The following is a 12,882-nucleotide window of genomic DNA, read 5'->3' as shown; positions in this document are numbered from 1 at the left end:
GAGGCGGGCGACCAGGCCGCGATTACTTGGTCAGGATCAGCTTGTCGTTGCTGGTGTGCCGCAGGCGATAGAAGCGGTCGCCGTGCTGGATCAGAATTTCACGACGGCCCTTGAGCAGGGCTTCACTGTCGATGACCTCTTCCGGCGGAACGACGCGGACCGGTCGATCGCGGAGGGTCAGCGTTTCGGGGCGCAGCAGTACAGGTTGAGCATTCATGAGCATCTGGACTCGTGCGAGGGACGAGTTAAATGATAATGATTCTCAGTTGACAATCAACAACCATTCTCAATTTCATTGATGAGATTAATGATCGAATTCTGAAATTCTATAGATTTCATCTATTGAAAGATGGGGGCACACGGCTTCTGTAGAGTCGAGCCACGCTCGACTGCTCTCGCGCCGTCGCCTGGAAATGCCCGCGCTACGTGCGGAGTCGAGCATGGCTCGACTCTACAAAGGCCCGACCAACCTGGAGTCGAGCGTGGCTCGACTCTCCAAAGGGTTGTCAGGCGAAGACGGCTTCGACCTGGGCCCAGCCGGCCGCGTCGACCTGCTCCAGCACGTCCAGTGCCTGCAGGTTCTGCAGCAGCTGGCTGACCCGGCTGGCGCCGAGGATCACGCTGGAAACGTTCGGGTTGCGCAGGCACCAGGCAATCGCCAGCGTCGCCGGGGCATGGCCCAGCGCGCGTGCCACCTCGCTGAAGCGCCGCACCTGGCCCAGGCGGGCCCCGGCGTCGGCCCCCAGCACCAGGTCCTGCAACCACTCCATGCCTTCCCGCCCCAGCCGCGCATCGGCCGGGATGCCCTGGTCGTACTTGCCAGTGAGCAGGCCCGAGGCGAGCGGCGAGAAGATGGTGGTGCCCAGGCCGGCACCCGCATACAGCGGCGCGTACTCGACCTCGACCCGCTCGCGGTGCAACAGGTTGTACTGCGGCTGCTCCATCGACGGGCCCTGCAGGTTGCGCGCCTCGGCGATGTCCAGCGCCTGCTGGATCTGCGCCGCCGACCACTCCGAAGTGCCCCAGTAGAGGATCTTGCCCTGCCGTACCAGGGTATCCATGGCGTGCACGGTCTCGGCGATCGGCGCGTCCGGATCCGGGCGGTGGCAGTAATAAAGATCCAGGTAGTCCACCCGCAGGCGCTTGAGCGCGGCATGGCAGGCGTCGGTCACGTGCTTGCGCGACAAGCCGCGCTGGGTCGGCCGCGGGTCCTTGGCACTGCCGAAGAACACCTTGCTGGACACGCAGAAACCGTCGCGCGGCAGTCGCAGGTCGGTGATCACGTCGCCCATGACCTGTTCGGCACGGCCGTTGGCATAACCCTCGGCGTTGTCGAAGAAGTTGACGCCATGATCCCAGGCGGCGGCCACCAGGTTGCGGGCCTCGTCGCGCGGGATCTGGTCACCGAAGGTCACCCAGGCGCCGAAGGACAAGGCGGAAATCGGCAGGCCGGTAGAGCCCAGGCGACGGTATTGCATGCGAATCTCCTGCTGCGGGCCCGCATCCGGGCCGGGATCGAACCCCATTCTACCCGCCGCCGCCAGCCGCAAGCCCTTGCCGTTGCTGGCCTGATCGGTACCGTTGGCCGCGCACAGGCTGCTTTTTCTTGCCCCGGCCCCTGCCCTGCACTAGGCTTCCCGTTTTTCGCGACGCCCCAGGGGAGTCACTCACATGGTCGAAGGTTTGGGCAGGATCGGCTTCGGCCTGTTCGGGTTGGCGGTGCTGATCGGCATCACCTGGTTGTTTTCCAATAACAAGCGCGCGGTTGACTGGAAGCTGGTTGCCACCGGTATCAGCCTGCAGATCGCCTTTGCGGCGCTGGTGATCCTGGTCCCGGGCGGGCGCGACGTGTTCGACGCGCTGGGCAAGGGCTTCGTCAAGATCCTCAGCTACGTCAACGAGGGCTCGGGCTTCATCTTCGGCTCGTTGATGGACACCAAGAACTACGGCTTCATCTTCGCCTTCCAGGTGTTGCCGACCATCATCTTCTTCTCTGCGCTGATGGGGGTGATGTACCACCTCAACATCATGCAGGGCATCGTGCGCGTGATGGCCTGGTCCATCACCAAGGTGATGCGCGTGTCCGGTGCTGAAACCACCAGCGTCTGCGCCAGCGTCTTCATCGGCCAGACCGAGGCGCCGCTGACCGTGCGCCCGTACATCGCCAGGATGACCCAGTCCGAGCTGCTGACCATGATGATCGGCGGCATGGCCCACATCGCCGGCGGCGTGCTGGCGGCCTACGTGGGCATGCTCGGCGGTGGCGACCCGGCGCAGCAGGCCTTCTACGCCAAGCACCTGCTGGCGGCCAGCATCATGGCCGCCCCGGCCACGCTGGTCGTGGCCAAGCTGCTGATCCCGGAAACCGGCACCCCGCTGACCCGCGGCACGGTGAAGATGGAAGTCGAGAAGACCTCCAGCAACATCATCGACGCGGCCGCCGCCGGCGCCGGTGACGGCCTGAAGCTGGCGCTGAACATCGGTGCGATGCTGCTGGCCTTCATCGCCCTGATCGCGCTGCTGAACGCCCCGCTGACCTGGATCGGCGATGTGACCGGCCTGGCCGCTGCCATCGGCAAGCCGACCAACCTGTCGACCATCTTCGGTTACGTGCTGGCCCCGATCGCCTGGGTGATCGGCACCCCGTGGGCCGATGCCACCACCGTCGGTTCGCTGATCGGCCAGAAGGTCGTGATCAACGAGTTCGTGGCCTACACCGAGCTGTCGCAGATCGTGAACGGCCAGATCGCCGGCGTGAGCCTGTCCGAGGAAGGTCGCCTGATCGCCACCTACGCGCTGTGCGGCTTCGCCAACTTCAGCTCGATCGCGATCCAGATCGGCGGCATCGGCGGCCTGGCCCCGGAACGTCGCCACGATCTGGCCAAGTTCGGCCTGCGCGCGGTGTTGGGCGGTACCATTGCCACCTTCATGACGGCGACCATCGCCGGCGTGCTGACGCACTTCAGTTGAACCCTTGGTTGAGAAAAGATTCCCTATGAGCAGCAGTGTCGTTGTCGTCGGTTCCTTCAATGTCGATCACGTGTGGCGGTGCGAGTCGCTGCCGGCACCGGGTGCGACCATTGCCGGCCGTTACAGCACCGGCCCCGGTGGCAAGGGCTTCAACCAGGCCGTGGCGGCCTGCCGCGCCGGTGCCGACACGCACTTCGTATGCGCGCTGGGCGACGACGCCGGTGGTGCCACCGCCCGTGAGCTGGCCGCGCAGGATGGATTCGCGCTGATCGCCGAGGCCAGCAGCGAGCCGACCGGCACCGCCGGCATCTACGTCGATGCCCGTGGCCGCAACACCATCGTGATCGGACCGGGTGCCAACGCCGCGCTGAGCACCGACTTCCTGCAACAGCAGCAGGCCCTGCTGACCGGCGCCAAGGTGGTGCTGGTGCAGCTGGAATCGCCGGTGCAGACCATCGAAGCGGCACTGGCCACGGCCCGCGAGGCCGGCGTCACCACCGTGCTCAACACCGCACCGGCCGACGCCCCTTCGACCATCGGCCTGCTCAAGCTGGCCGATGTGATCACCCCGAACGAGACCGAGTTCGCCGCCCTGCTCGGCCGCCATGTCGGTGAGCGCGTGGATGCCAACGACGTCGCCGCGCTGGATGGTGCCAGCCTGCATGCGCTGTGCCGCAAGCTGGTCGGCAACGGCACCGTGGTGGTGACCCTGGGTTCGGTGGGTGTGTTCGTGTCGCATGCCGACGAGAACCTGCGCGGCGATACCCAGCCGTACTACCGCGTGGGTGCCGAACAGGTGCAGGCGATCGACACCACCGGTGCCGGTGACGCCTTCAACGGTGCGCTGGCAGCGTCGCTGGCGCAGGTGGCCGACGCCCCGTTCGCCCGCCACGTGCGCTTCGCCAACCAGTTCGCCGGTCGTTCGACCGAGAAGGAAGGCGCTGCGGCGGCGATGCCGCGCTTCACCCCGGCCGACGTGGAAGTGAAGTAGATCCACGCCATGCGTGGATGGGAAGGCCCGGGTGCGCTGGCATCCGGGCCTTTCTTTTGCCCATTGTCCAGCTCTGCGACCGCCTGCCGCATTGCCCTCACCCCGCCCCTCGCCGAACATCCGCGCAGCTTCTCTGCACGGGCAGGACATGAACGGATTCCCCTGGTTGCTGGTTGCCGCCGCCGGCAGTGCCATCGCAGCCTTGCTGCATATCGGCTGCATTGCCTTTGGGGCACCCTGGTACCGGTGGTTCGGCGCTGGCCAGCGCATGGTCCGGCTGGCACAGGCGGGGCATTGGTGGCCACCACTGATGACCGCCGGCATTACTGCCGTGCTGGTGGCCTGGACGCTGTACGCGCTGGCAGCCGCAGGCTGGCATTCGCCGCTGCCGGCCAGCCGTCCGGTGCTGTCGGGCATCGCCCTGCTGTTGCTGGTGCGCGCGGCGATGGGCTTCGGGCTGGCGCTGCTCCGGCCCGGCTACAACGGCCGGTACTTCTGGGTAGTCAGTTCACTGGCCTGCCTCAGCCTGGGGCTGGCCTTCGCGTTGGGTACCCGCCAGGCCTGGCAGAGCCTGGGGTAGCCGCCTACCATCGCCCGCCCTTGGGGGCGGCGGAAGCAACCGTCAAGCATCTGTTGATGCCGGTACGGCATGAGCTGGGTGCGGATCGGCCTGAACCGGAACGCCCCCGACACGGCCGTACCGCCGCCCGCGCCCTACAATGGGCGCATGCAGATCGGCCCGTACACCATTGCCCCCAACGTCGTGCTGGCGCCCATGGCCGGCGTTACCGACAAGCCTTTCCGCCTGCTGTGCAAACGGCTGGGCGCGGGACTGGCCGCCTCGGAAATGACCATCAGCGACCCGCGCTTCTGGACCACGCGCAAGTCGATCCATCGCATGGACCATGACGGCGAGCCGGCACCGATCAGCGTGCAGATCGCCGGCACAGAGCCGCAGCAGTTGGCCGAAGCCGCCCGCTACAACGTGGACCACGGCGCGCAGATCATCGACATCAACATGGGCTGCCCGGCCAAGAAGGTGTGCAACGCCTGGGCCGGTTCGGCACTGATGCGCGACGAACAGCTGGTGGCGCGCATCCTCGAAGCGGTGGTCAACGCGGTGGACGTGCCGGTTACCCTGAAGATCCGTACCGGTTGGGACTGCGACCACCGCAACGGCCCTCTGATCGCCCGCATCGCCGAGGACAGCGGCATCGCCGCACTGGCTGTGCACGGCCGCACCCGCGACCAGCACTACACCGGCCAGGCCGAGTACGCCACGATCGGCGAGATCAAGGCCGCACTGCGCATTCCGGTGATCGCCAACGGCGATATCGATTCGCCGCAGAAGGCCGCCTACGTCCTGAAGGAAACCGGCGTGGATGCAGTGATGATCGGCCGCTCGGCACAGGGCCGGCCATGGATCTTCCGCGAGGTGGCGCATTACCTGGCCACCGGCGAGGAACTGCCGCCGCCGTCACTGGCGGAAGTGCGCGACATCCTGCTCGGCCACCTGCATGCACTGCATGCGTTTTATGGCGAGCCGCAGGGCGTGCGCATCGCGCGCAAGCACCTGGGCTGGTACGCCAAGGATCGACCGGAGAATGCCGCCTTCCGCGCGGTGGTCAACCGTGCCGAAGACCCGCAGAGCCAGATCGCGCTGACCACCGAGTACTTCGACCGCCTGATCGCCGGGGAACCGGCGTTGTCTTCGGCGGCCTGAGCGCGCCAGCCCCTCGTAACCCGCCCGACTGCCTTGATCCGTAGAGTCGAGCTTGCTCGACTGGCTTTCTGAACAGTCGAGCACGCTCGACTCTACGCGCCCCTTCCATTGATCACGCTCGACGCTACAAGAGCCCGCCCCCATGACCCCGCCGATTTCCTCCCCGACCTACCTGCACGGATTCTCCGGCACCGAGCAGCAGCGCCTGATGACCCAGGCACGGCTGCTGGAATCGAGCATCTTCGGCCAGATCGACTACAGCGGCGCGCGTCGCCTGCTGGAAGTCGGCAGCGGCGTCGGCGCGCAGACCGAAATCCTGCTGCGCCGCTTCCCCGATCTGCACGTGACCGGCGTGGACCTGAGCGAAACACAGCTGGCCACCGCGCGCGAGAACCTGGCGCGCACACCGTGGTGCAGCGACCGCTACACCCTGCAGCAGGCCGACGCCGGCGAGCTGCCGTTCGAAGCACGCAGCTTCGACGCGGCGTTCCTGTGCTGGGTGCTGGAGCACGTGCCGTCACCAGCACGCGTATTGAGCGAAGTGCGCCGCGTGCTGGCCCCGGGTTCGCCGGTCTACATCACCGAAGTGATGAATGCCTCGTTCCTGCTCGACCCGTATTCGCCGCATATCTGGCGCTACTGGATGGCGTTCAACGATTTCCAGTACGACCACGGGGGCGACCCGTTCGTCGGCGCCAAGCTGGGCAACCTGCTGCTGGCTGGCGGCTTCCGCGATGTGCACACCGAGATCAAGACCATCCATCTGGACAACCGCGAACCGGCACGCCGCAAGACGATGATCGCGTTCTGGGAACAGCTGCTGCTGTCGGCTGCCGACCAGCTGCTGCAGGCCGGATCGGTGGACGAAGAAACCGTGGAAGGCATGCGTCGCGAGTTCCGTCTGGTGCAGAACGACCCGAATGCGGTGTTCTTCTATTCGTTCGTGCAGGGCCGCGCCACGGTGTATTGATTCGGTGGAGCCACGTCATGCGTGGCTGCCTTCGCCGATGCCCCCGCCATCCACGCATGGCGTGGATCTACGGATGCGACACTGCACCGCCGATGGAGGCAGTAGAGCCACGCCATGCGTGGCTGCCTTCCGATGCCCGCACCATCCACGCATGGCGTGGATCTACGGATGCGACACTGCACTGCCGATTGAGGCAGTAGAGCCACGCCATGCGTGGCTGTCTTCGCCAATGTCCGCGCCATCCACTCATGGCGTGGATCTACGGATCAATGCACGGCGCTGTGGTCGGCCGCACCCGGCTGTGCTGCCGGCTCCTGCCAGATCCGCTGCCACATCGCGGCCAACCGGCGTCCGACGTCGGCGCGTGCAGCCGGGCTGCTGTAATCCACCCGCACCTGCTCGGGCGTGATCGCCCGCCACTGCCCATCAGCCTGCTCGGCCACCGTGAAGTTGAAGGTGTAGTCCGGTTCCAGCCCCATACGCAGGTCGCTCAGCACCAGCCGGCCGTCCACCACCTGCGCACGCATGAAGCCACGATTGAACCACGTCAGCTGCTGCACCGCCGGGATGGCCTGCGCTTCGCGCAAGGCCTGCACATTGGATGCGTGGCCTTCGAACTGCATCGGCCCGTGGTCGGCCACCAGCGAGCGGTCGCCCACCACGTAGCCGTTCGGCGTCATTGCCACCACGCGCCACAGCAGGGTGTTGAATGGCATCGGCACCGAGAAGCGCGGCGCATCGCCCAGGCCCATCGCCACCAGGCTCTGCTGGGCAGCACGGTCGACCTGCGCCTTGGCGATCAGGCCCCAACCCAGGTACGCACTGCTGACCAGCAACGCCACACCCAGCACCTTGCCAGCCCAGGGGCGGGCGCGACCAAACCAGGCCAGCACGCAGCCCAGCAGCAGCCATACCGTGTAGCCGAGATCGATGATGAAGACACTGGAACCCATGGTCGGGTGTGGGCGCAGCGGCCACCACAGCTGGGTGCCGTAGACGGTGAACGCATCCAGCATGGGATGGGTGACCAGCGCCAGCTGGATCGCCCAGAACCAGCGCACCGGTGACTGGGCGACGCGGCCATTGCCGAAGCGCTTGAACAACCACCAGATCAGTGCCGCCACCCAAGGCAGCACCAGCAGCGAGTGGCTGAAGCTGCGGTGCTCGATCATGTTCGCCACCGGGTCGGCGGCGGTGAAACCGAGCCACAGGGCGTCGAGGTCCGGCAGGGTGCCGAGCGCGGCACCGGCCAGCAGGGCCGCACGGCGATGTCCGGGCGGGGCGATGACAGCAGCGACGGCGCCGCCGAGCACGATCTGGGTCAGGGAATCCATGGGCCGATGCTAGCGGCTTGCGGGCGTGCCGTCTTGATGGCACAGCCGCTCGCGCTCTTTTGTAGAGTCGAGCCATGCTCGACTGCTGTACGCGGGGCAGTCTGAGAAGAGCAGTCGAGCATGACTCGACTCTACAAGAGTGGGTCAAGCCGCTTGCTTGATGCGCGCGCCCGGCAGTTCCACCAGGGTCTGGCCATTGTGGTCGAGCAGGCGCAGCGCGCCATCATGGTCTTCGGCCAGCGCGGTCAGGCTCTCCACCCAGTCGCCGTCGTTGGCATAGACCAGGCCATCGTGCTCGATCAGCGCGGCGCGGTGGATGTGGCCACAGACGATGCCATCCAGTCCGCGCCGCCGCACGTCGTCCAGCCCGGCCTGCACGAAGCGCTCGATGTAGCGTTCGGCCGCACCGCTGCGCTTCTTCAGGAACTCCGACAGCGACCAGTAGCGCATCCCCAGCCGCCGCCGCACCGCATTCAACGCCTGGTTGCCGGTCAGGATGCGGTAGTACAGCCAGTCACCGAACTTTTCCTGCAGGCCACCGAAGTGGGTCACGCCGTCGTACTCGTCCCCATGCGCAACGAGCAGGCGACGGCCATCGGCGGTCACATGGATGGCGCGACGGCGCACCTGCATCGCTGGGAGCATCAGCCCGCACACGTGCCGCAGTGACGCGTCATGGTTGCCGGGGATGTAGACGATCTCGGTCCCGGCACGGCGCAGCGCGTGCAGGGCCTGGATGACTTCGCTGTGCGACTGGCGCCAGTTGGCGCGGCGATGCGCCATCCACCACAGGTCGATGATGTCGCCCACCAGGTACAACCGTTCGCAGCGCAGCTGCGAGAGGAACCGCGCCAGCTCGGTGGCATGGCAATGACGTGACCCCAGGTGCACGTCGGAGACGAACACTGCGCGCCGGTGCGGCGACAGGTTCGCCAGCGCGCTCATGCCGGCGTCCCCGCGTCGCGCAGGTAGCGTTTGCGCTTGTTCGGCCTGATCGCGCACAGGTCCACTTCAATCAGGCCGTCGATCGAATCACTGAAGTCCGGGTCGACACCGAAGGCAAGGAAACGGGCGCCACCGGGTTCGCACAGATCGGTGTACTGGCGATACAGCGTCGGCACGCCGGTGCCGAGTGCGGCCAGGTTGGCCTTGAGCACATCGAACGCGGCACCTGCATCCAGCTCGCCGAAACTTGGCGGCGCGGCGAAGTACTGGAACGGGCGGTTCGATTCGGCCAGGCCGGCGGTACCGCTGTAGTAGCGCTGGTAGTACGCCACCAGCTGCTCGCGTGCATCGCGTGGCAGCGCTGCGCTGATCGACACGGCGCCGAACAGGTAGCGGATGCCGGGCCGGCACTGCAGGTAGGCGCCGATGCCCTGCCACAGGTAGTCCAGGCTGCGGCTGCCCCAGTAATCAGGCACCACGAAGCTGCGGCCCAGTTCCAGGCCTTCGGCGATGTGGGTGATGGCGTCGTCGGAATAGCGGAACAGCGACGCGCTGTAGAGCCCGGACAGGCCGTGCCGGGCCAGCGCGTGGGCACCACGCATGATCCGGTAGGCGCCGGCGATGCGCTGCGCGGCGGCGTCCCATATCACGATGTGTTCGTACCGCGGGTCGTAATCATCCAGATCGCGGCTGCGCCCGGTGCCCTCGCCTACCTGGCGGAAGGTCAGCTCGCGCAGGCGCCCCAGCTCCAGCAGCAGCGGCGAATCGGCGGTACAGGTCGCCAGCAGGATCTGCTTGCCGTCGGCGGTCTGGCCCAGCTGGGTCTCCGCGGCGATGCCTGCGGCCACCTGTGAAGGCGGCACCGGGGACGCCAGCGGCTCGGGGCCTGCTACAGCAGCTGCATCGCCCGCCGCCCCATTACGGCCCAGCGCATACAGCGCGCGGCGCACCGCCAGCAGCTGTGCGCCCGGGTCGCCGCCCTTGCCCAGCTGCATCGGCTCACCGATGCTCAGCCGCAGCGGACGGCCACGACGGGTGAACATCTCGCGCGCCAGCAGCGCGGTGCCCGCCGGCTTGAACAGGGTCGAGGCGCCGTAGAACAGCGCCGAGTTGCGCGCCTCCACCCGCACCGGCAGCACCGGCGCGCCAGCGGCACGGGCAAAGCGGACGAAACCGCGCTGCCACCGGCCATCACGGATGCCGCGCAGCGACAGCCGCGAGACCTCGCCGGCCGGGAACACAATCACGCACTGCTCGGCGGCCAGCGCCTCTTCGACGGCATGCAGGCTGCCACGCTGGGCCTTGCCACCGAGGATGCGTACCGGCAGCAGCAGGTCCTGCAGTGGCGCGATTGCCCCCAACAGGTCGTTGGCCACGATCCGCACGTCACGGCGGATGCGGCCGACCGCGTCCAGCAGGGCGAGGGCATCCAGTGCCCCGGAGGGATGGTTGGCGACGATCAGCAGGCGGCCGGTGGCCGGGATCCTGGTCAGCGCGGCCGGGTCCACCTGGTACTGGCCGTCGATGAACTCCAGGCCGGCGGCGACGAAGCCGAAGCCACGCAGGCCTGAGCTGCGCTGCAGGAAGGCTTCGATCTGGTCCAACCGCGACCAGCGACCGACGCTGCGCAGCAGTGGCCGCGCCAGTTGGCCCCGGCGGCCATGGAACCAATCGGGGAAGCGTTGCTGGAGACGCTGTTCAAGTTCCTGCATGGCGGATCCACTCATGCCCGGCGGCCGGATTGGCCGACAGCCTGCGCCCGGCAGGCGGCAGCCAGATGGCGGTTTTTGGGCAGAACGATGACGGCCGCACAGCCGCTGCCGGGCGTTGTGGCCCGCGCAGTCGGGGCCGGTAGCCGCGCGCTGCGTTGTCACGCTGGTGGAACACTGGACCTCGAGGCTGAGCCCCAATCCCGGCCGGACGGCCCCTGCCGGGCCTACGCGGGCTTAACCACCGGCAACCGGTACAGGTTCACAATGCACAGGCGGCGCACCCCGTGTATCATTCGCGCCCATCTTTCCATCCGAATCAAGGGATATTACGCCTGATGTCCAGCTATCTCTTCACCTCCGAGTCGGTCTCCGAAGGCCATCCGGACAAGGTTGCCGACCAGATCTCCGATGCGGTGCTGGACGCGATCCTGACCCAGGACCAGCGCGCCCGCGTGGCCTGCGAGACCATGGTCAAGACCGGTGTTGCCATTGTGGCCGGTGAAATCACCACCAGCGCCTGGATCGACCTGGAAGCGCTGACCCGCAAGGTCATCACGGACATCGGCTACGACAGCTCCGACGTCGGCTTCGACGGCGCCACCTGCGGCGTGCTGAACCTGATCGGCAAGCAGTCGCCGCACATCGCCCAGGGCGTGGATCGCAAGAAGCCGGAAGAAATGGGCGCTGGCGACCAGGGCCTGATGTTCGGCTATGCCACCAACGAGACCGACAGCTACATGCCGGCCGCGATCCACCTGTCGCACCGCCTGGTCGAGCAGCAGGCCAAGATCCGCAAGAAGAAGAACTCGCCGCTGTCGTGGCTGCGCCCGGACGCCAAGAGCCAGGTCACCCTGCGCTATGAAAACGGCGTGGTCTCGGCCATCGACGCCGTTGTCCTGTCGACCCAGCATGCCCCGGGCATCAAGCAGAAGGACCTCATCGAGGCCGTCCGCGAAGAGATCATCAAGCCGGTGCTGCCGGCCAAGTGGCTGCACAAGGGCACCAAGTTCCACATCAACCCGACCGGCAAGTTCGAGATCGGCGGCCCGGTGGGCGACTGCGGCCTGACCGGCCGCAAGATCATCGTCGACACCTACGGCGGCTGGGCCCGTCACGGTGGTGGCGCCTTCTCCGGCAAGGACCCGTCCAAGGTCGATCGTTCGGCTGCCTACGCGGCCCGCTACGTCGCCAAGAACGTGGTTGCCGCCGGCCTGGCCGACCGTTGCGAAGTGCAGGTCTCCTACGCCATCGGCGTGGCTGAGCCGACCTCGATCTCGGTCACCACCTTCGGCACCGGCAAGATCAGCGACGACAAGATCGAGAAGCTGATCCGCAAGCACTTCGACCTGCGCCCGTACGGCATCATCAAGATGCTGGACCTGGTGCACCCGATGTACCAGCAGACCGCGGCTTACGGCCACTTCGGCCGCAAGCCGAAGGAGTTCAGCTACCTCAACGGCGAAGGCGAGACCGTCAACGCCACGGCCTTCTCCTGGGAGAAGACCGACCGCGCCGCCGCCCTGCGCGCCGATGCGAAGCTGAAGTAAGAAACACGAAGGGCCGCGCAAGCGGCCCTTCTGCTTCTGGTAGAGCCGGCCGCTGGCCGGCTTTTTCATGGCCTCCGGGAACAATCGCGTGGTTGCCGGCCAGCGGCCGGCACTACCGGTTGCCGATACAATCGCCCCATGTCGACCGAACTGAAAACCCACCAGCTGTCCATGACCGTGCTGATGTCGCCGGAGATGGCCAATTTCTCCGGCAAGGTCCACGGCGGCGCCATCCTGCGCCTGCTCGACCAGGTCGCCTACGCCTGCGCCAGCCGTTACGCCGGCAGCTACGTGGTCACCCTGTCGGTGGACCAGGTGATGTTCCGCCAGCCCATCGCGGTGGGCGAGCTGGTCACCTTCCTGGCCTCGGTGAATTACACCGGCACCTCGTCGATGGAGATCGGCATCAAGGTGGTGGCCGAGGACATCCTCAAGCGCAGCGTGCGCCATGCCAACAGCTGCTTCTTCACCATGGTGGCCGTGGATGAGGAAGGCCGGCCAACGCCGGTGCCGTCATTGCAGCCGGTCACGTCGGACGAGAAGCGCCGCCAGGCGGCCGCATTGATCCGCCGCCAGCTGCGCCAGGAAATGGAGCAGCGCCATCTGGAACTGCTGGCGTCGAACCCGCCGTCGCCGGAAGAGTGAGGTAGTGCCGGCCGCTGGCCGGCAACCTCGCGCGTGTTGCCAGAC

At 66.9% G+C, this 12,882-nt stretch carries 12 protein-coding genes; 7 read left to right on the top strand and 5 right to left on the bottom strand.

The window, feature by feature from the left end:
* Window positions 1–22: 22 nt before the first annotated feature.
* A complete protein-coding gene (gene hemP / locus ACZK4Z_RS03470) occupies window positions 23–217 on the bottom strand; it encodes a hemin uptake protein HemP (RefSeq protein WP_005412278.1) in 195 nt (64 codons plus the stop codon).
* A 289-nt stretch (window positions 218–506) separates the two neighbouring features.
* Window positions 507–1,478, bottom strand: coding sequence for an aldo/keto reductase (locus tag ACZK4Z_RS03465; protein WP_125895536.1), 972 nt, complete (start codon window positions 1,476–1,478; stop codon window positions 507–509).
* Window positions 1,479–1,671: 193 nt separating this feature from the next.
* Between ACZK4Z_RS03465 and ACZK4Z_RS03460 the strand changes: the two genes are divergently transcribed.
* From ACZK4Z_RS03460 to ACZK4Z_RS03440, 5 genes are all read left to right on the top strand, one after another.
* Window positions 1,672–2,970, top strand: coding sequence for a NupC/NupG family nucleoside CNT transporter (locus tag ACZK4Z_RS03460; RefSeq protein ID WP_125895535.1), 1,299 nt, complete (start codon window positions 1,672–1,674; stop codon window positions 2,968–2,970).
* A 25-nt stretch (window positions 2,971–2,995) separates the two neighbouring features.
* Window positions 2,996–3,961 carry a ribokinase gene (locus tag ACZK4Z_RS03455; RefSeq protein WP_032129936.1) on the top strand — a complete coding sequence of 322 codons (966 nt, stop codon included), beginning with the start codon at window positions 2,996–2,998 and terminating at the stop codon, window positions 3,959–3,961.
* A 148-nt stretch (window positions 3,962–4,109) separates the two neighbouring features.
* Window positions 4,110–4,541 (top strand): hypothetical protein, encoded by a 432-nt coding sequence (locus tag ACZK4Z_RS03450; protein ID WP_125895534.1) that lies wholly within the window; start codon window positions 4,110–4,112, stop codon window positions 4,539–4,541.
* Between the two features lie 147 nt (window positions 4,542–4,688).
* Window positions 4,689–5,684: a tRNA dihydrouridine synthase DusB gene (gene dusB, locus ACZK4Z_RS03445; protein ID WP_125895533.1), complete on the top strand. Its 996-nt coding sequence runs from the start codon at window positions 4,689–4,691 to the stop codon at window positions 5,682–5,684.
* Between the two features lie 142 nt (window positions 5,685–5,826).
* Complete coding sequence (locus tag ACZK4Z_RS03440) at window positions 5,827–6,654, top strand: class I SAM-dependent methyltransferase (RefSeq protein ID WP_032129690.1); 828 nt, start codon at window positions 5,827–5,829, stop codon at window positions 6,652–6,654.
* Window positions 6,655–6,920: 266 nt separating this feature from the next.
* On the opposite strand, the gene ACZK4Z_RS03435 is transcribed toward ACZK4Z_RS03440, so the two are convergent.
* The 3 genes from ACZK4Z_RS03435 to olsF all read right to left on the bottom strand — a co-directional run bounded on the left by ACZK4Z_RS03435 (window position 6,921) and on the right by olsF (window position 10,645).
* The gene (locus ACZK4Z_RS03435) at window positions 6,921–7,988 is read right to left on the bottom strand and encodes a metal-dependent hydrolase (protein ID WP_125895532.1); all 1,068 of its coding nucleotides are present in this window, start codon (window positions 7,986–7,988) and stop codon (window positions 6,921–6,923) included.
* Window positions 7,989–8,132: 144 nt separating this feature from the next.
* Window positions 8,133–8,933 (bottom strand): UDP-2,3-diacylglucosamine diphosphatase, encoded by an 801-nt coding sequence (locus ACZK4Z_RS03430; RefSeq protein WP_125895531.1) that lies wholly within the window; start codon window positions 8,931–8,933, stop codon window positions 8,133–8,135.
* On the bottom strand, window positions 8,930–10,645 hold the full coding sequence (olsF, locus tag ACZK4Z_RS03425; RefSeq protein WP_125895530.1) for a bifunctional ornithine lipid synthase OlsF: 1,716 nt from the start codon (window positions 10,643–10,645) through the stop codon (window positions 8,930–8,932). The genes ACZK4Z_RS03430 and olsF overlap by 4 nt, the downstream gene beginning before the upstream one ends.
* A 335-nt stretch (window positions 10,646–10,980) precedes the next feature.
* Between olsF and metK the strand changes: the two genes are divergently transcribed.
* The gene (metK, locus tag ACZK4Z_RS03420; protein WP_010481882.1) at window positions 10,981–12,192 is read left to right on the top strand and encodes a methionine adenosyltransferase; all 1,212 of its coding nucleotides are present in this window, start codon (window positions 10,981–10,983) and stop codon (window positions 12,190–12,192) included.
* Window positions 12,193–12,330: 138 nt separating this feature from the next.
* Window positions 12,331–12,837: an acyl-CoA thioesterase gene (locus tag ACZK4Z_RS03415; protein ID WP_049399791.1), complete on the top strand. Its 507-nt coding sequence runs from the start codon at window positions 12,331–12,333 to the stop codon at window positions 12,835–12,837.
* The last annotated feature ends 45 nt before the right edge of the window (window positions 12,838–12,882 follow it).

Source organism: Stenotrophomonas sp. 71799_Sma (genome assembly GCF_056482505.1).
Note: the sequence above shows the minus strand (reverse complement) of the source record. Positions and strands in the feature narration are given on the sequence as shown.

Excerpts from the sequence above, each read along its gene's own strand:
- hemP (WP_005412278.1), bottom strand. The coding sequence starts at position 217 with ATGAATGCTCAACCTGTACTGCTGCGCCCCGAAACGCTGACCCTCCGC.
- ACZK4Z_RS03465 (WP_125895536.1), bottom strand. The coding sequence starts at position 1,478 with ATGCAATACCGTCGCCTGGGCTCTACCGGCCTGCCGATTTCCGCCTTG.
- ACZK4Z_RS03460 (WP_125895535.1), top strand. The coding sequence starts at position 1,672 with ATGGTCGAAGGTTTGGGCAGGATCGGCTTCGGCCTGTTCGGGTTGGCG.
- ACZK4Z_RS03455 (WP_032129936.1), top strand. The coding sequence starts at position 2,996 with ATGAGCAGCAGTGTCGTTGTCGTCGGTTCCTTCAATGTCGATCACGTG.
- ACZK4Z_RS03450 (WP_125895534.1), top strand. The coding sequence starts at position 4,110 with ATGAACGGATTCCCCTGGTTGCTGGTTGCCGCCGCCGGCAGTGCCATC.
- dusB (WP_125895533.1), top strand. The coding sequence starts at position 4,689 with ATGCAGATCGGCCCGTACACCATTGCCCCCAACGTCGTGCTGGCGCCC.
- ACZK4Z_RS03440 (WP_032129690.1), top strand. The coding sequence starts at position 5,827 with ATGACCCCGCCGATTTCCTCCCCGACCTACCTGCACGGATTCTCCGGC.
- ACZK4Z_RS03435 (WP_125895532.1), bottom strand. The coding sequence starts at position 7,988 with ATGGATTCCCTGACCCAGATCGTGCTCGGCGGCGCCGTCGCTGCTGTC.
- ACZK4Z_RS03430 (WP_125895531.1), bottom strand. The coding sequence starts at position 8,933 with ATGAGCGCGCTGGCGAACCTGTCGCCGCACCGGCGCGCAGTGTTCGTC.
- olsF (WP_125895530.1), bottom strand. The coding sequence starts at position 10,645 with ATGCAGGAACTTGAACAGCGTCTCCAGCAACGCTTCCCCGATTGGTTC.
- metK (WP_010481882.1), top strand. The coding sequence starts at position 10,981 with ATGTCCAGCTATCTCTTCACCTCCGAGTCGGTCTCCGAAGGCCATCCG.
- ACZK4Z_RS03415 (WP_049399791.1), top strand. The coding sequence starts at position 12,331 with ATGTCGACCGAACTGAAAACCCACCAGCTGTCCATGACCGTGCTGATG.